This window comes from Alsobacter soli (assembly GCF_003004785.1).
GTDB classification, from domain to species: Bacteria; Pseudomonadota; Alphaproteobacteria; order Rhizobiales; family Beijerinckiaceae; genus Alsobacter; species Alsobacter soli.
Genome location: NZ_PVZS01000027.1, coordinates 20,961 through 37,281, shown reverse-complemented (window position 1 = coordinate 37,281; position 16,321 = coordinate 20,961). Strand labels below are relative to the sequence as shown.

13 protein-coding genes are annotated in these 16,321 nt (G+C 71.0%); 5 read left to right on the top strand and 8 right to left on the bottom strand.

Annotation, left to right across the window (positions count from 1 at the left end):
• The first annotated feature begins 21 nt into the window (after positions 1-21).
• Together SLNSH_RS19460 and SLNSH_RS19455 are read left to right on the top strand one after the other, a co-directional pair.
• Positions 22-1,140 (top strand): M48 family metallopeptidase, encoded by a 1,119-nt coding sequence (locus SLNSH_RS19460; RefSeq protein WP_106339002.1) that lies wholly within the window; start codon positions 22-24, stop codon positions 1,138-1,140.
• 32 nt (positions 1,141-1,172) lie between these two features.
• Positions 1,173-3,173, top strand: coding sequence for a nucleoside-diphosphate sugar epimerase/dehydratase (locus SLNSH_RS19455; RefSeq protein ID WP_106339000.1), 2,001 nt, complete (start codon positions 1,173-1,175; stop codon positions 3,171-3,173).
• On the opposite strand, the gene SLNSH_RS19450 is transcribed toward SLNSH_RS19455, so the two are convergent.
• Complete coding sequence (locus SLNSH_RS19450) at positions 3,091-4,017, bottom strand: NAD-dependent epimerase/dehydratase family protein (protein ID WP_106338998.1); 927 nt, start codon at positions 4,015-4,017, stop codon at positions 3,091-3,093. The two genes, SLNSH_RS19455 and SLNSH_RS19450, sit on opposite strands and share 83 nt — an antisense overlap.
• A 2-nt stretch (positions 4,018-4,019) precedes the next feature.
• Positions 4,020-5,063 (bottom strand): MraY family glycosyltransferase, encoded by a 1,044-nt coding sequence (locus SLNSH_RS19445; protein WP_106338996.1) that lies wholly within the window; start codon positions 5,061-5,063, stop codon positions 4,020-4,022.
• A 131-nt stretch (positions 5,064-5,194) separates the two neighbouring features.
• Here SLNSH_RS19445 and SLNSH_RS19440 point away from each other — a divergent pair, with 131 nt between their 5' ends.
• Complete coding sequence (locus SLNSH_RS19440; RefSeq protein WP_106338994.1) at positions 5,195-5,791, top strand: tetratricopeptide repeat protein; 597 nt, start codon at positions 5,195-5,197, stop codon at positions 5,789-5,791.
• 143 nt (positions 5,792-5,934) lie between these two features.
• Here SLNSH_RS19440 and SLNSH_RS19435 read toward each other — a convergent pair whose 3' ends face one another.
• From SLNSH_RS19435 to amaB, 4 genes are all read right to left on the bottom strand, one after another.
• Positions 5,935-7,620, bottom strand: coding sequence for a thiamine pyrophosphate-binding protein (locus SLNSH_RS19435; RefSeq protein ID WP_106338992.1), 1,686 nt, complete (start codon positions 7,618-7,620; stop codon positions 5,935-5,937).
• Between the two features lie 135 nt (positions 7,621-7,755).
• Positions 7,756-8,949, bottom strand: a complete 1,194-nt coding sequence (locus SLNSH_RS19430) for a CaiB/BaiF CoA transferase family protein (RefSeq protein ID WP_106338990.1) — start codon at positions 8,947-8,949, stop codon at positions 7,756-7,758.
• 118 nt (positions 8,950-9,067) lie between these two features.
• On the bottom strand, positions 9,068-10,282 hold the full coding sequence (locus tag SLNSH_RS19425; protein ID WP_106338988.1) for an acyl-CoA dehydrogenase: 1,215 nt from the start codon (positions 10,280-10,282) through the stop codon (positions 9,068-9,070).
• 97 nt (positions 10,283-10,379) lie between these two features.
• Positions 10,380-11,900 carry an L-piperidine-6-carboxylate dehydrogenase gene (amaB, locus tag SLNSH_RS19420; protein WP_106338986.1) on the bottom strand — a complete coding sequence of 507 codons (1,521 nt, stop codon included), beginning with the start codon at positions 11,898-11,900 and terminating at the stop codon, positions 10,380-10,382.
• A 144-nt stretch (positions 11,901-12,044) separates the two neighbouring features.
• On the opposite strand from amaB, the gene gcvA reads away from it, so the two are divergent.
• A complete protein-coding gene (gene gcvA / locus SLNSH_RS19415; protein ID WP_106338984.1) occupies positions 12,045-12,977 on the top strand; it encodes a transcriptional regulator GcvA in 933 nt (310 codons plus the stop codon).
• A gap of 216 nt (positions 12,978-13,193) precedes the next feature.
• Positions 13,194-14,420, top strand: a complete 1,227-nt coding sequence (locus SLNSH_RS19410) for an NAD(P)/FAD-dependent oxidoreductase (protein ID WP_106339064.1) — start codon at positions 13,194-13,196, stop codon at positions 14,418-14,420.
• Between the two features lie 435 nt (positions 14,421-14,855).
• On the opposite strand, the gene SLNSH_RS19405 is transcribed toward SLNSH_RS19410, so the two are convergent.
• Together SLNSH_RS19405 and dapB are read right to left on the bottom strand one after the other, a co-directional pair.
• Positions 14,856-15,479, bottom strand: a complete 624-nt coding sequence (locus SLNSH_RS19405) for a 2,3-bisphosphoglycerate-dependent phosphoglycerate mutase (protein WP_106338982.1) — start codon at positions 15,477-15,479, stop codon at positions 14,856-14,858.
• A 27-nt stretch (positions 15,480-15,506) separates the two neighbouring features.
• Complete coding sequence (gene dapB / locus SLNSH_RS19400; RefSeq protein ID WP_106339062.1) at positions 15,507-16,313, bottom strand: 4-hydroxy-tetrahydrodipicolinate reductase; 807 nt, start codon at positions 16,311-16,313, stop codon at positions 15,507-15,509.
• Positions 16,314-16,321 lie beyond the last annotated feature (8 nt).

The following is a 16,321-nucleotide window of genomic DNA, read 5'->3' as shown; positions in this document are numbered from 1 at the left end:
CGCGCCCGGGAGGGCCCGGCCATGAACCCGGTCTTCGGCCTCTACACTCATATCCGGGCCAACCGGATCCGATCCGTCTTCATGCTGGCGGCCCTGGTCGGGCTCGTCTACCTGCTGGTGTTCGCGGCTGCGCTGCTGGGGGAGGCCATGGGCGGCGACGCCGGCCTGGACGAGCTCGTGCGGCGCGCCGGGCGGGACCTCCTGGCCGCCGCGCCCCTGGCGACGCTGGGGGTCGCCCTGTGGGTGCTGCTCGCCTACAAGTTCCACCAGAAGCTCATCGACGCCGTGACCGGCGCCCGCGGCGTGACCCGGACGGAGGAGCCGCGGCTCTACGCGATGCTGGAGAACCTCTGCATCTCGCGGGGCATGCCCATGCCGCGCCTCGAGATCCTGCCCGGCGAGGCGCTGAACGCCTATGCGACCGGGCTGAACGCCGGGCAATACGCCATCACGGTCACCACCGCCCTTCGCGACGCCCTCACGGACGCCGAGATGGAGGCGGTGCTCGGCCATGAGCTGACGCACATCCGCAACGAGGATGTGCGGATGATGGTGGTGGCGGTGGTGATCGCCGGGGTGATCTCGTTCTTCGCCGAGCTGATCTTCCGGGTGCTGTCCAATATTCGCTGGAGCGGCGGGTCGGCGCGGAGTTCGTCGAGCGGCGACGGCGATTCGCGGGAGAAGGGCTCGGGCGGCGCCTTCGCGGCGGTGCTGATCGGACTCGCCCTGATCGCGCTGGCGTGGCTGCTGTCGCAGCTCATCCGCTTCGGCCTGTCGCGCTCGCGCGAATTCCTGGCGGACGCCGGGGCCGTGGAGCTCACCAAGAACCCCGACGCCATGATCTCGGCGCTTCTGAAGATCTCCGGCCGGGGGGAGATCGAAGGCGTTCCGTCCGGCGTCATGGAGCTTTGCGTCGATAACCCCCGGTCTGGGTTTGCGGATCTGTTCGCGACCCATCCGCCCATCGAGGCGCGGATCGACGCCCTGGTGCGCTATGCGGGCGGTCGCCTGCCTACGCCGGCGGCGCCCTCCGCCCCGCCCGACCCGGGGCCCGCCGCCCAGACGCCACAGGCGCCCGGGACGTTCGCCGGCCCGTGGGGAACGGGGATGAAGGCCGGTCCGTGGGGTCCGCGCGGTTGACACCGCCTCCGGCGGGCCCGATACCGCCGCCCATGTCCCTGCTCCGCCGCTTCGACCACAAGAAGGCGCTGGTGGTCGCGCACGACGTCTTCATGACAGCCTGCGCCCTGGCCGCCGTCTTCCTGCTGCGCTTCGAGGGTCCGCTGCTCACGGCGCGGCTGCGCTACCTGCCAGCCCTGATCCCCGCGTTCGCGGCCTACGCCAGCCTGGTCTACTGGTATTTCGGACTCTACAAGTCCCGCTGGCGCTTCGCGTCGCTTCCCGACCTGTCGGGCATCGTCAAGGCCGTAACGGTCCTCAGCCTGTCGCTGCTGGTGCTGGACTACGGCCTGGTCTCGCCGGACTTCTACGGCGGCTTCTTCTTCGGCAAGGTCACGATCGTCCTTTACTGGATGATCCAGATCTTCTTCCTCGGCGGCCCGCGGGTCGCCTATCGGTACAGCCGCTTCGTCCGTTCGCGAGAGCAGGCGGAGAAGCTCGCCACCACGCCGGCCCTGGTGCTGGGCCGCCCGCAGGACGTGGAGATCGTGCTGCGCGCGATGGAGAGCGGCGGGCTGCGGCGCATCCACGCGGTCGGGGCGCTGTCGCCGCGGGCGAGCGACGCAGGCCAGAGCATCCGGGGCGTCTCGCTCAAGGCCGGCTCCGGCCAGCTCGAGAAGCTGGTCGCGGACCTGGCCGAACGCGGCGTTTCCGTGAAGCGGCTGATCGCCACGCCATCCGCCCTGGCGGCCGAGGCCGAGCCGGAGCAGCTCTTCGCGGCCGCGAGGCGGCTCGGCATCCCGCTCACGCGCTTCCAGACCCTGGACGAGGGACTGGGCGGCGGGGCCAGCCTCGCTCCCGTCGAGATCGACGACCTCCTGCTGCGTCCCAGCGTCCGCATCGACCGTGACCGCCTGCGCGGGCTCGTGGAGGGCCGGCGCGTGGTGGTGACGGGGGGCGGCGGCTCCATCGGCAGCGAGATGGCGCTGCGGGTCGCCGCCTTCGGGGCAGCCGAGCTCATGATCGTGGAAAGCTCCGAACCCGCGCTCCACGCCATCACCGAAGCCTTCGCCCTCCAGGCGAGCCCGACCCGGCTCACCGGCGTGATCGCGGACATCCGCGACAGGGCCCGCATCCACCGCCTGTTCGCGCGCTTCCGGCCGGACCTCGTGTTCCACGCGGCCGCCCTGAAGCATGTGCCCTACCTGGAGCAGGACTGGGACGAGGCGATCAAGACCAACGTGTTCGGCTCGGTGAACGTGCTGGACGCCGCCGTGGCGTCGGGCGCGAGCGCGGCGGTGATGATCTCGACGGACAAGGCCATCGAGCCCGTCTCCATGCTGGGCGCGACCAAGCGCTTCGCCGAGATGTACGCGCAGGCGCTCGACGCCGAGGCGGCCAGCGCCAAGCCGAACGGGGCCGTGCGCACCCGCCTCATCGCGGTGCGCTTCGGCAACGTGCTGGGCTCGAACGGCTCGGTGGTGCCGAAGTTCAAGTCCCAGATCGCCCACGGGGGCCCGGTGACGGTGACGCACCCGGATATGGTCCGGTATTTCATGACCGTCCGCGAGGCGGCGGAGCTGGTGCTCACGGCCGCGTCGCACGCCGACGTGGACATGCGCCAGCCGCAGGCGAGCGCGGCGGAGACGCCCTCCGTGTACGTGCTCAAGATGGGCCAGCCGGTGAAGATCATGACGCTCGCGGAGCGCATGATCCGCCTCGCGGGCTTCGAGCCCGGCGTCGACATCGAGATCGCCGTCACGGGCGCGCGGCCGGGCGAGCGGCTCAACGAGATCCTGTTCGACCAGGCGGAGCCGACCGTCGACACGGGCGTGGAGGGCGTGATGGCCGCCAAGCCGCTCTTCGCCGACATGGCGCGCATCCAGGAGTGGCTGGCCCAGCTGAGGGCCGCGCTCGAGTCGGAGGACCGGGACGCCGGCCGCCACATCCTGGCGGAAGCCGTTCCGGCCTTCACCCGCGCGGTGATTCCGCCGCCAGCCATAGCCGAACCCCCTCCTGCGTCGACGCAACCGGAGGTCGCCAGCCGAGGCTGACCAGGCGCGCCGGCGAGGCGGTCAGGGAGCCGCTGAGGCGGCGCCAGGCCTCGCCCTTGCCCAGGGCGTCGAGCGCGGCGCCCATCAGGGCGGGCGGCACGGGCAGCAGCATGGGGCTGCGCCCCAAGGCGCGGCGCATCGCGGACACCAGCTCCGCCAGGTCGATCGGCTCCGGATCGGCCACGATCAGGGCTTCCCGGGCCGGCTCGGGGCTCTCCAGCGCGAAGGCGACCGCGGACGCCAGGTTTTCGATCGACAGCAGGGACCGGCGCGGGCGCAGCAGCCCGAAGGGCAGCGGCGCGGGAAGGCGCGCGATCCGGAGCAAGGTCTCCAGATTGGCCCGGACGCCCGGGCCATAGACCACTACGGGGCGCAGCGCCGTCCAGGGCAGGTCCGGCATGGCGGCCAAGCCGCGCTCGGCCTCGAGCTTGGCGCGGCCATAGGCGTCCGTGGGCGCCGGGGCGTCGGCTTCGGTCAGCAGGTGGTCCGACGTGACGCCGCACTGGGCGCGGATGGAGGACAGGAACACGAAACGCCGCACGCGACCCCGGGCGGCCTCGGCCAAGGCGAGGACCACGTCCCGGTTCACGCGGTCATAGAGGTCGTCCGGCAGGCCCGGCCCCGTGTGGGCGATGGCGGCGGCGTGGACCACGGCGTCCACGCCGTCCAGCAGGGGCGCCCAGTCCACCGGGCCGGCGAGGTCGCCGATGGGCGGCTGCTCGACTGCGGGAGGAAGGGGCGCGGGATGGCGCACGGGCGCACGCACCGCGTGGCCGCGCTCCAGCAGGTCGCGCGCCAAGCGCCGCCCAACGAAGCCGGATGCGCCGGTGAGCAGGACGCGCATGATCAGGCCTTCCTGCGTTTCTGGGCGAAGTCGGCCAGGAGGGCCGCCACGCACAGGGCCGCAAGGGCGGCGCCCAGCATGCCGCGCGCCGGGGTGAAGGCGAGCGCCAGGATGATGGCGATCCCGGCCAGGCTCAGGTTGACGGCGAAGACGCGCCCGACCACGCCCATCACGGTCAGCCCATTGGTCGTGGCCTGCTGGTAGTAGTGGCTGCGGTGGGCGTCCCAGAAGCGCTCGCCCCGCGCCATCCGGCGCAGGAGCGTCAGCGTGGCGTCAGCCAGGTAGTAGAGCGGCACGATAAGGGCCGGCGCCACGTGCCCGGCGCAGGCGAAGCGATAGAGCGCGTAGCCGGCCAGCAGGCCTATGGGCAGGCTGCCGACGTCGCCCAGGAAGAGCCGGGCCACCGGCTTATTGAAGGGCGCGAACCCCAGCAGCGCGCCGCCGAGCGCGACGGCCACGAGGCCGGAGGCCGTCGGGGCCGCCCCGAACACCGCCAGAAGCGCCAGGGCGGCCGTGACGGGCAGGAATTCGGCGACGGTGATCCAGTCGAGCCCGTCCATGAAATTGGTGAGGTTCACGAACCACAGCCCCGCGAAGGCAGCCAGGGCCCGCTCGGCCACGAGCGGCACGGCGTCGGGCAGCACGCGGGCCTCGGCCGGAACAGCGTAGACCACGGCGGCCACAGCCGCCGCCTGGACCAGCAGCCGGGGCCCGGCTGGGAGCGGCCGGATGTCGTCCACGGCCCCCAGAAGCGCGAGCACGACGGCGCCGCCGCAGAGCGCCAGGAGGGACAGCCGCTCCGAGCCGGGCGCTCCAGGCGCAAGAAGCGCGGCGGCCGCGACCAGGATCACCGCGACGGCGGCCACCGCAGCGCCCCCGCCCTGGGGCGTGGGCTCCTTGTGGCTGGACCGGGCGTTGGGCCGGGCCAGGGCGTAGCGCCGCAACATCGGCATCAAGGGCGGAATGGCCATCCAGGTCGCCAGGGCGGCGATCACGCCGATCAGGGTCAGGGTCGGCGCGGAGCGCAGGGCTTCAAAGGCAGGCATGCAGGGTCATCGCAGCGGTCACGCCGGGACCATAGCGAGCGCAGCCGTTGGGGCAACCGGGCTGTGGAGCGAAGTCCCGGTGAACTCGCCCCGCCCCTCCCCGGCCATCATCCTCGCCCTATCTCGCAACCATGAGCACGCGAACACGGACGGCGCGCGCCGCCCGCTCCTCCCCGTCGGCGGCGACCATCGACAAGGTCTTCTCCCTCGTCCTCCACCTGGGCGAGCGGCGACCCGCGGCGACGCTGCCGCGCCGGCTGAACGCGCTGTTTCGCGAGCTGGCCCAGCCGGAGCCCGAGCGCGATCCCGACGACATCGAGGACCTGATCTGGGCGCACTGGATCGCCCACAAGGACCTGTCGGCCTCCAGCCAGATGGCGGCCGCCATCGAGGCCATCGGGGCGGGGGCGCTGGACCTCGCCGGCGCCATGCTGGACCGCCTCGTGGAGCAGCAGCCGCGATGGGCCGAGGCCTGGAACAAGCGCGCGACGCTGGCCTTCATCGAGAAGCGCGACGCCGACGCGCTGCACGACATCGAGCAGACGCTGATGCTGGAGCCGCGCCATTTCGGCGCCGTGTCCGGCTTCGGGCAGATCTGCCTGCGCCACCAGCGCTTCTGCGAGGCGCGCGCCGCCTTCCAGGTCGCGCTCGCCATCAACCCGCACCTGATGGGGCTGCAGGAGGCCATCGAGGAGATCGGCTCCACGCCGCTGCGGGAACTGCATTAGGGATTCGGCCGAACATCGCGGCCGTCATCCCCGGCCGGAGCCGCGCAGCGGCGGAGCGGAAGGGGATCCAGGGGCAACTTGGCGCAGTCCCCTGGATCCCCTTCCCGGCGCTTCGCGCCGCCGGGGATGACGGCTAAGACTGGTCAGCCCTCTTTCTTAGCCTCCAGGGCCTTTTCGCGGATCTGGGTCAATGTCGTCGCCGGGGTGATGGCCTCGGGGTCGATCAGGCAGTGGAGGATGGCGGGCTTGCCGGAGGCCACCGCGCGCTCGAAGGCGGGGGCGAAGTCCTCCGTGGTCTCCACCCGCTCGCCGTGGCCGCCGAAAGCGACCGCGTAGGCCTTGAAATCGGGGTTCTTGAGCATGGTGGCGGAGATGCGCGACGGGTATTCGCGCTCCTGGTGCATGCGGATCGTGCCGTACATGCCGTTGTCCACGACCACGAAGATGACCGGCAGGTCGTACTGAACGGCGGTGGCGAACTCCTGGCCGTGCATCAGGAAGCAGCCGTCGCCCGCGAAGGCCACCACCATGCGGTCCGGGTGGGCGCGCTTGGCTCCGATGGCGGCCGGGACGCCGTAGCCCATGGACCCGGAGGTGGGGGCAAGCTGCGTCCCGAACTGGCGGTAGCGCAGGAAGCGCGCCGGCCAGGTGGCGTAATTGCCGGCCCCGTTGGTGACGACCGCATCCGCCGGCAGGCGGTTGCGCAGCCATAGCATCGCCTCGCCCATCTGCAGGCGGCCCGGGATGCGCGGCGGCTGGCCGGTCCAGGCGAGGAAGTCCTCGCGGGCCTGCCGGGTCTCCGCGCGCCACGGGATCTCGTTCGGCGGCTGCAGGCTCTCCAGCGCGGCCGCGAAGGCCGCTGGCGATGCGCAGATCCCGAGCGCCGGATGGTAGACGCGGCCGAGTTCCTCCGAGCCCGCGTGCACGTGCACGAGGGTCTGTTTTGGCGTGGGGATGTCGAACAGCGCGTAGGACTGCGACGCCATCTCGGACATGCGCGAGCCGACAAGGATCACCAGGTCGGACGCCTCGATGCGGGCCTTCAGCTTCGGGTTGGGGGCGATGCCGATCTCGCCGGCGTAGTTGTCGTGGTCGCCGGAAAACAGCATCTGGCGGCGGAAGGACGCCGCCACCGGCATGTCGAAGCGCTCGGCGAAGCGCTGGACGCTGGCGCAGGCCTTGGGCGTCCAGCCCGTCCCGCCGAGGATCATGACCGGCTTCTCCGCCGCCCAGATGAGCTTCTGCAGTTCGGCCATCTGGGTGAGGCCCGGCCAGATCTCGACCGGCTCGACGCGCGGCCCGGCCTGCACGGCGGCTGCCTCGAGCAGCATGTCCTCCGGCAGCGCGATCACCACCGGGCCGGGGCGGCCCTGCATGGCGACATGGAAGGCGCGGGACACGACCTCGGGAATGCGCTCCACCTCGTCGATCTCCGTGGCCCACTTGGCCATGGTCCCGAACACGGCGCGGTAGTCCATCTCCTGGAAGGCGCCGCGGCCGCGCATGTCGCGGGCGATCTGGCCGACGAACATCACCAGCGGCACGGAGTCCTGTTCGGCGATGTGGATGCCCGCGGAGGCGTTGGTGGCGCCGGGGCCGCGGGTCACCATGACGACGCCGGGACGGCCGCTGAGCCGGGCCGTGGCGTCGGCCATCATGGCGGCCCCGCCCTCCTGCCGGCAGACGGTGACGTTGATGTTGGCGTCATGCAGCGCGTCCAGCACGGCGAGGTAGCTCTCGCCCGGCACGCAAAAGACGTGCTCGACCCCCTGGGCCTGCAGGCAATCCACGATGAGCTGGCCGCCGGTGCGGGCCGGAAGGGTGGTCATGGGCGTGTCCTCGAGATGTTCTAGTCGTCCTTGCGAGCCTAAGGCGAAGCGATCCAGTCGCCGCGTGCGCAGGCCCCTGGATTGCTTCGTCGCTGCGCTCATCGCAATGACGGAGAAGCGCGCCTGCGTCCAGGATCAAGGCTCACCCGTCCAGGCCGGGTCGGCCAGCACCTCGGCGGTGTGCTCGCCCAGGCGCGGGGACGGGCGGGCGGCCACCATGGGCTCGCCGTCCAGCATCAGGGGCGAGCGGATGGAGGGAATGCTGCCGGCGGCCGCGTGGGGGGCCGGAAGGTCCACGCGCATGCGGCGGTGCTGCGCCTGCGGGTCCTCGAACACGTCCGCCACCGTGTTGATGGGCCCCGCAGGGACGCCGACGCGCTCGAGGGCGGCGAGCAGGTCGTTGCGGGCGAACGTGCGGGTGCGCTCGGTGAGCAGAGCGATCAGGCGCTCGCGGTTGGCGATGCGCAGCGCGTTGGTGGCGTAATCGGGCGCGACGCCCAGTTCGGCCACGCCCAGGACCTCGCAGAGGCGGCGGTACTGGCCGTCGTTGCCGGAGGCGATCACGATGTGGCCGTCCGCCACGGGGAAGACCTGGTAGGGCACGAGGTTCGGGTGGGCGTTGCCCATCCGCTTGGGGACCTTGCCGGAGACGAGGTAGTTCAGGGCCTGGTTGGCCAGCACGGAGACCTGGGTGTCGAACAGCGCCATGTCGAGGTGGCTGCCCACGCCCGTCGCGTCGCGCTGGCGCAGGGCGGCGAGAATTCCGATGACGCCGTAGACGCCCGTGAAGATGTCCGCATAGGCGACGCCGGGCTTCTGCGGCTCGCCATCGGCGTCGCCGGTGAGGTCCATGATGCCGCCCATGGCCTGGATCATGAAGTCATAGCCGGCGCGCTCGGCGTAGGGGCCGTCCTGGCCGAAGCCGGTGACCGAGCAGGTGACGAGGCGCGGGTTCAGGGCCCTCAGGCTCGCGTGGTCGAGGCCGTATTTCTTGAGGCCGCCGACCTTGAAGTTCTCGACCACCACGTCGGCGTGCAGGGCGAGCCGGCGCACGAGGGCCTGGCCCTCGGTCGTCTCGAAATCCACCGCAATGGAGCGCTTGCCGCGGTTGCAGGCGTGGAAGTAACCGGCCGAGAGGTCGCCGCCGTCGGCGGCCGGCACGAAGGGCGGGCCCCAGGCGCGGGTGTCGTCGCCTGCGCCCGGCCGCTCCACCTTCACCACGTCCGCCCCGAGATCCGCCAGCGTCTGGCCGATCCAGGGCCCCGCCAGGATGCGGGCGAGTTCGAGCACCTTGATCCCGGCGAGGGGCTTGGGGGACGTGTCGGTCATCGCTTCTTCACCACGCGCTTTCAGCCGTCATCGCGAGCCGAAGGCGAAGCAATCCAGCCGTGGCGCGCGCCGCCCCTGGATGGCTTCGTCGCTGCGCTCCTCGCAATGACGGAGGGTCTCAGAAGAACGCCTGCAGGCCGGTCTGGGCGCGGCCCAGGATAAGGGCGTGCACGTCGTGCGTGCCTTCGTAGGTGTTCACGGTCTCCAGGTTCTGGGCGTGGCGCATCACGTGGTATTCTTCCTGGATGCCGTTGCCGCCGTGCATGTCGCGGGCGATGCGGGCGATCTCCAGGGCCTTGCCGCAGTTGTTGCGCTTGACGATGGAGATCATCTCCGGGGCCATCTTGCCCTCGTCGAAGAGGCGGCCGACGCGCAGCGAGCCCTGGAGGCCAAGCGCGATCTCGGTCTGCATGTCGGCGAGCTTCTTCTGCACGAGCTGGGTGGCGGCGAGGGGCCGGCCGAACTGCTTGCGGTCCAGCGTGTACTGGCGGGCGCGATGCCAGCAGTCCTCGGCGGCGCCCATGGCGCCCCAGGAGATGCCGTAGCGGGCGCGGTTGAGGCAGCCGAACGGGCCTTTGAGGCCCGACACGTTGGGCAGGAGGTTCTCCTCCGGCACGATCACCCCGTCCATGACGATCTCGCCCGTGATGGAGGCGCGCAGCGAAAGCTTGCCGCCGATCTTGGGGGCCGACAGACCCTTCATGCCCTTCTCGAGCACGAAGCCGCGGATCTCGTCGCCGTGGGCGGCCGACTTGGCCCACACCACGAACACGTCCGCGATGGGCGCGTTGGAGATCCACATCTTTGAGCCGGTGAGGCGGTAGCCGTCGGCCACCTTCTCGGCGCGGGTCTTCATGCCGGCCGGGTCGGAGCCGGCGTCCGGCTCGGTGAGGCCGAAGCAGCCGACCCACTCGCCGGAGCCGAGCTTGGGCAGGTACTTCTTGCGCTGGGCCTCGTCGCCGTAGGCGTAGATGGGGTACATCACCAGCGAGGACTGCACCGAGTTCATGGAGCGGTAGCCGGAGTCGACCCGCTCGATCTCGCGCGCCACCAGGCCGTAGGCCACGTAGTTGGCGCCGGCGCAGCCGTATTCCTCCGGCACCGTGACGCCGAGGAGGCCGAGCTCGCCCATCTCGTTGAAGATGGCGCGGTCCGTCTTCTCCTCGCGATAGGCCTCGACCACGCGCGGCAGCAGCTTCTCCTGCGCGTAAGCGCGGGCCGTGTCGCGGATGAGGCGCTCGTCCTCGGTGAGCTGATCCTCCAGCAGGAAGGGATCGTCCCACTGGAACGAGGCGGCGGAAGTCTTGCTCTTGCCCTGCGGCTGCGCGCTCATCGTGGTTTCCTCTCCATCGTCATGCCCGGGCTTGGCCCGGGCATCCACATCTTCGACGTGATGCGTGGATGGCCGGGACAAGCCCGGCCATGACGAACTACCCCATGATCTCGAAGGTGACGCCCTGGGCCAGCGGCACGGTGCTTCCGTAGTTCACCGTGTTGGTGGCGCGGCGCATGTAGGCCTTCCAGGCGTCGGAGCCCGCTTCGCGGCCGCCGCCGGTCTCCTTCTCGCCGCCGAAGGCGCCGCCGATTTCGGCGCCGGAGGGGCCGATGTTGACGTTGGCGATGCCGCAGTCGGAGCCCTCGTCGGACACGAACAGCTCCGCCTCGCGCATGTTCAGCGTGAAGATGGAGGAGGACAGGCCGGCGCCCACCGCATTCTGCATCGCGATGGCCTCCTCGATGGAGGCGTATTTCGTCACGTAGAGGATCGGCGCGAAGGTTTCGCGCAGCATGGGGCCGGTCTGGGAGGGCATCTCCACCAGGGCGGGCGCGGCGTAGTAGCCCTCGGCGCCCAGGTCCTCGCGGGCGCGCTGCCCGCCGGTGACGGTCGCGCCGGCTGCGCGGGCCTCGTCCAACGCGCGCTGCATGCCGTCGAAGGCGGCCTTGTCGATCAGCGGGCCGACCAGCACCCCATTCTCGCGCGGATCGCCGATCTTCACGCTGCCGTAGACGCCCTTCAGCTTGGGCACGAGCTCACCATAGACGCTCTCGTGCACGATGAGGCGGCGCAGCGTGGTGCAGCGCTGGCCGGCGGTGCCGATCGCCGCGAACGCGATGGCGCGCAGCGCGATCTCAAGGTCCGCCGAGGGCGCCACGATGGCGGCGTTGTTGCCGCCGAGCTCCAGGATGGAGCGGCCGAAGCGGGCCGCGACGCGAGGGCCGACCTGCCGGCCCATGGCGGTGGAGCCTGTCGCCGACACCACCGGAACACGGTGGTCGTCCACCAGCGCCTCGCCCAGGGCGCGGCCGCCGATCAGGACCTCGCTGAGGCCGGCCGGCACGCCGCCGAAGCGCTGGGCGGCCTTCTCGACGATGGCCTGCACGGCGAGCGCCGTGAGCGGGGTCTTCTCGGAAGGCTTCCACACCACGGGATCGCCGCACACGAAGGCGAGCGCCGCGTTCCAGGACCAGACCGCGACCGGGAAGTTGAAGGCGGTGATGACGCCGCAGACGCCCAGCGGGTGCCAGGTCTCCATCATGCGGTGGTCCGGGCGCTCTGTGGCGATGGTCAGGCCGAAGAGCTGGCGGGAGAGGCCGACCGCGTAGTCGCAGATGTCGATCATCTCCTGGACCTCGCCGAGGCCCTCGGAGGTGATCTTGCCGGCTTCCAGGGTCACGAGGCGGCCGAGGTCGGCCTTGTGGGCGCGCAGCTCCTCGCCGATGAGCCGCACGAACTCGCCGCGGCGAGGGGCCGGGACCTTGCGCCACTGCGCGAAAGCCGCATGGGCGCGCCCGATGGCGGCTGAGGCCTCCTCGGCCGAGGCTTCCCGCACCTCGGCGACGACCTCGCCGGTGATGGGGGAGCGCGCCGCCATGCCGCCCTTTGCGAAGGCGGAGGCGGGGACGCCGAGGCGGTCGAGAATGCCGAGGACGTCGTCGCGGACGGAGGCCATGGGTGTCTCCACAGAACAGGAAGCCGGGGCAGCCGGCGAAGCGGGACCCGCGCCTTTCGGCGCTCCCGCGCAAGTTTCCGCACGGTCGCTCTTTCGCCTGCGGGAAGCAACCGATATGTTCTCACCACTTCATGAGGAAAACGCATGACCTTCGCGACCCAGCGCAGCCTCGTCCCGTCGCTCGGCGCGCTGCAGGCGTTCGAGGCGGCGGCGCGGCTGGGCAGCTTCACCCGGGCCGCGGAGGAGTTGAACCTCACCCAGGGCGCCATCAGCCGCCAGGTCGCGGCCCTGGAGGAGAGCCTGGGCGTGACCCTGTTCGAGAGGGTGCGCCAGCGGGTGACGCTGACGCCAACCGGGCAGGCCTATGCGGCCGAGATCCGCGAGGCGCTGTCGCGCATCGCGTCCGCCACCCTGTCCGCCATGGCGTTCCGGGGCGCTGGCGGCACGCTGGCGCTCGCCATCCTGCCCACGTTCGGGACGCGCTGGCTCATCCCGCGGCTGCCGGACTTCTTCCAGAAGCACCCGGAGGTCACCATCAACTTCGCCACCCGCATCCGACCGTTCGATTTCCGCGAGGAGCAGCTCGACGCGGCGATCCATTTCGGCGACCCGGCGTGGCCGGGCGCGGTGACCCACAGGCTCATGGGCGAGGTGATCGTCCCCGTGGCCAGCCCCGGCCTGATCGCGAGCGCCCCGATCCGGGCGCCCGCGGATGTGCTGAGGGTCCCCCTCCTGCAGCAGTCCACTCGCCCTCGCGCCTGGGCGAACTGGCTGGAGCTGCAGGGCCTGCCGCCCGGCCGGGCCCTGATGGGCCCGAGCTTCGAGCAGTTCGCCATGGTGGCGCAGGCCGCCGTGGCCGGGCTCGGCATGGCGATCGTGCCGCGCATGCTGGTGGAAGAGGAGCTGCGCACGGGCCAGCTGGTCGTGCCGTTCGACCGGCCGCTGGACAGCCGGCAGGGCTACTGGCTGGTCTACCCGGAAGAGAAGCGGGAGCGCCACGCCGTTGTTGCCTTCCGCGACTGGCTCCTCGCCCAGTGCGGGCGCGAGCGGGATGAGACGGGGCCTGCAATGGGCTGAACCACTCCCGTCCTTGCGAGGAGCATAGCGACGAAGCAATCCAGGCGCCGGTCCCCCTGGCTTGCTTCGCTTCGCTCGCAATGACGGGATGGGCGGCTCTGCCTCAGGATCATGGCCAAGCCCCTCGACAGGCGCCGCCGAAGCTGACAATCATTCGTCCCGCTCATGACCGCGGCGCCGCCCGGTCCCGTCCACCTGCATGACCGGCTGCGCTCCATGACCGCCCCCATCGCTTCCGAAATACCGTCCTCGGCCGACATCGTCATCGTCGGCGGCGCCGCGATCGGCTCGTCCATCGCGTGCCACATCGCCAGCGACCCGGCCTTCACCGGGCGCGTGGTCGTGGTGGAGAAGGACCCGACCTACCAGTTCTCGGCCTCGGCGCTGTCGGCGGCGTCCATCCGGCAGCAGTATTCCAGCGCGGTGAACATCCGCGTCTCGCTCTACGGGATCCAGTTCCTGCGCGAGATCGGGGAGCGGCTGCGGGTCGGCGACGACCGCCCGGAGATCGGGCTCGTGGAGGGAGGCTACCTCTACCTCGCCGGCCCGGAAGGCGCGCCGATCCTCCAGGAGAACAACGCCCTGCAGAAGCAGGAGGGCGCGGACATCCTTCTCCTGGAGCCGGAGGCCCTGAGGGCGCGCTTCCCGTGGCTCAGCACGGACGGGATCACGTGCGGGACCTGGGGCCGCTCGGGCGAGGGCTGGTTCGACGGCTGGGGACTCATGCAAGCCTTCCGCAAGAAGGCCCGCAGCCTTGGGGTGACCTATGTGGAGGGCCAGGCTGTCGGGGTCGAGAAAGACGTCGCGCGGATCGCCGCCGTGCGGCTGGCCGACGGCTCGCGCATCGCCTGTGGGGCGCTGGTGAACGCCGCCGGCGCGTCCGGCGGGCGGCAGCTCGCCGCGCTGGCGGGCGTCGCCATCCCGGTGCACGCCAAGAAGCGCTTCGTCTACACCTTCACGTGCAAGGCGGAGATCGACAACGCGCCCCTGCTGATCGATCCGTCGGGCGCCTGGTTCCGGCCCGAAGGCAAGCGCGGCGCGGACGGGCAGATGTTCATCGGCAGCGCCGGCCCAACCGCGGACATGGACGATCCGGATTCCGAGGAATTCGAGGTCGACTGGCCGTTCTTCGAGGAGTTCATCTGGCCGTCGCTGGCCACGCGGGTGCCGGCCTTCGAGCAGATCAAGACCGGGCGCGCCTGGGCGGGCCACTACGACATGAACCTGTTCGACCACAACGCCATCCTGGGCAAGGCCGGCGGGCTGGAGAACTTCTACCTGGCGAACGGTTTTTCGGGCCACGGCCTGCAGCAGTCCCCGGCGGTCGGGCGTGGGCTCGCCGAGCTCATCCTGCACGGGCGCTACCTGACGCTGGACCTCACCGACATGGGCTTCGACCGCATCGCCGCGAACCGGCCGGTGCTGGAGCGGAACGTAATCTAAGGGCTTCGATAAACTCCCGCCGCCGTCATCCCCGGGCTCGTCCAGGGGATCCAGCGGGCGGCCAGAACGTGGATGGCAGGGACGGGCCCGGCCATGACGTCATTCTCGTCATTGCGAGCGCAGCGAAGCGATCCAGGGGGCTGGAGCGCGATGCGGGAAGCCGGCGCGCCTTTCCGCCCCTGGATTGCTTCGTCGCTGCGCTCCTCGCAAGGACGGTGGGGGGCCGCTCAGGCCGTCATACCCGGGCTTGTCCAGGGGATCTGCGCGAACGCCCACACGTGGATGGCCGGGATGAGCCCGGCTATGACGCAATTCCCGTCATCGCGAGCGCAGCGAAGCGATCCAGGGGAATGTGGCGCGATGCTGCAAGCAGCGCGCCTTTCCGCCGCTGGATTGCTTCGTGGCTGCGCTCCTCGCAAGGGCGGCCGCGGCCGTTCAGGCCGTCAGGACCTGCTTGCTGGCGACGGTCGAGTCCGCGTTGAGCCGGTAGACCAGCGGCACGCCGGTTTCCAGCTCCATGGACGGGATGGTCTGGGGCGTCAGCCGGTCGAGCACCATAACGAGGGCGCGGAGCGAGTTGCCGTGGGCGGCGACCAGGACGCGCTCGCCGCGGAGCACGCGGGGCAGGATCTCCTGGCAGTAGTAGGGCAGCACGCGGGCCACCGTGTCCTTCAGGCTCTCGCCGCCGGGCGGAGAGACGTCGTAGCTGCGCCGCCACACATGCACCTGCTCCTCGCCCCACTTGGCGCGGGCGTCGTCCTTGTTGAGGCCGGAGAGGTCACCATAGTCGCGCTCGTTCAGGGCCTGGTCGCGGACCGTCTGCAGGCCGGTTTGGCCGAGTTGCTCCAGGATCAGCGAGCAGGTGTTCTGGGCGCGGGTCAGCGCCGACGTGAAGGCGATGTCGAAGGAGAGGCCGAGCGCCTTCAGGCGCTGGCCGGCGGCGGTCGCCTCGGCGACACCCTTTTCGGTCAGGCCCGGGTCCTTCCAGCCGGTGAACAGGTTCTTGAGGTTCCAGTCGCTCTGGCCGTGGCGGACGAGGACGAGAAGGCGTTCGGACATGCGACTCTCCAGGAGGGACGAAAGGCTTCAGATATCGGCGAGGCCGAGCACGTCGGCCATGCTGTAGAGGCCGGGCTTCTTGCCCTTGCCCCACAGGGCCGCCCGCACCGCGCCGCGGGAGAACAGGCTGCGGTCCTCGGCCATGTGCGACAGCACGATGCGCTCGAAGGGACCGGCGAAGATGACGCTGTGCTCGCCGATCACCGTGCCGCCCCGCAAGGAGGCGAAGCCGATCGCGCCTGGCTTGCGGGCCCCAGTGACGCCGTCGCGGCCGCGCTCGGAATTGTCCGCCAGCGGGACGCCGCGGCCCTGGGCCGCCGCCTCGCCCAGCAGCAGGGCGGTGCCGGAGGGCGCGTCCACCTTGTTGCGGTGGTGCATCTCGACCACCTCGATGTCGAACTCCTCGCCCAGCGTGCTCGCCACCTTGCGGGCGAGCGCAGCGAGCAGGTTCACGCCCAGGCTCATGTTGCCGGACTGGATCACTACCGCGTGCCGCGCCGCGGCTTCGAGGCGGGCCATGTCGGCCTGGGCGAGCCCGGTCGTACCGACCACATGGACGATACGGGCCTGGGCGGCCAACTCGGCGAAGTGGGAGGTCGCCTCCGGCGTGGTGAAGTCGAGCACGCCCTCCGCCTTGGCGAAGACGGGGAGCGGGTCATCCACGATCTTGACGCCGGTCTCGCCGATGCCGGCCAGAAGCCCCGCGTCCTGGCCCAGCGCGATCGAGCCGGAATGCTCGATGGCGCCGCTCAGCGTCGCGCCGGGCGTCTCGTGGATGGTCTTGACCAGCATGCGCCCCATGCGCCCGGCGGCGCCGACGACGACGAGACGCATTTCGGACA

Excerpts from the sequence above, each read along its gene's own strand:
- amaB (WP_106338986.1), bottom strand. The coding sequence starts at position 11,900 with ATGGCCTCCGTCCGCGACGACGTCCTCGGCATTCTCGACCGCCTCGGC.
- SLNSH_RS19445 (WP_106338996.1), bottom strand. The coding sequence starts at position 5,063 with ATGCCTGCCTTTGAAGCCCTGCGCTCCGCGCCGACCCTGACCCTGATC.
- gcvA (WP_106338984.1), top strand. The coding sequence starts at position 12,045 with ATGACCTTCGCGACCCAGCGCAGCCTCGTCCCGTCGCTCGGCGCGCTG.
- SLNSH_RS19435 (WP_106338992.1), bottom strand. The coding sequence starts at position 7,620 with ATGACCACCCTTCCGGCCCGCACCGGCGGCCAGCTCATCGTGGATTGC.
- SLNSH_RS19450 (WP_106338998.1), bottom strand. The coding sequence starts at position 4,017 with ATGCGCGTCCTGCTCACCGGCGCATCCGGCTTCGTTGGGCGGCGCTTG.
- SLNSH_RS19455 (WP_106339000.1), top strand. The coding sequence starts at position 1,173 with ATGTCCCTGCTCCGCCGCTTCGACCACAAGAAGGCGCTGGTGGTCGCG.
- SLNSH_RS19430 (WP_106338990.1), bottom strand. The coding sequence starts at position 8,949 with ATGACCGACACGTCCCCCAAGCCCCTCGCCGGGATCAAGGTGCTCGAA.
- SLNSH_RS19405 (WP_106338982.1), bottom strand. The coding sequence starts at position 15,479 with ATGTCCGAACGCCTTCTCGTCCTCGTCCGCCACGGCCAGAGCGACTGG.
- SLNSH_RS19410 (WP_106339064.1), top strand. The coding sequence starts at position 13,194 with ATGACCGCCCCCATCGCTTCCGAAATACCGTCCTCGGCCGACATCGTC.
- SLNSH_RS19460 (WP_106339002.1), top strand. The coding sequence starts at position 22 with ATGAACCCGGTCTTCGGCCTCTACACTCATATCCGGGCCAACCGGATC.
- SLNSH_RS19440 (WP_106338994.1), top strand. The coding sequence starts at position 5,195 with ATGAGCACGCGAACACGGACGGCGCGCGCCGCCCGCTCCTCCCCGTCG.
- dapB (WP_106339062.1), bottom strand. The coding sequence starts at position 16,313 with ATGCGTCTCGTCGTCGTCGGCGCCGCCGGGCGCATGGGGCGCATGCTG.
- SLNSH_RS19425 (WP_106338988.1), bottom strand. The coding sequence starts at position 10,282 with ATGAGCGCGCAGCCGCAGGGCAAGAGCAAGACTTCCGCCGCCTCGTTC.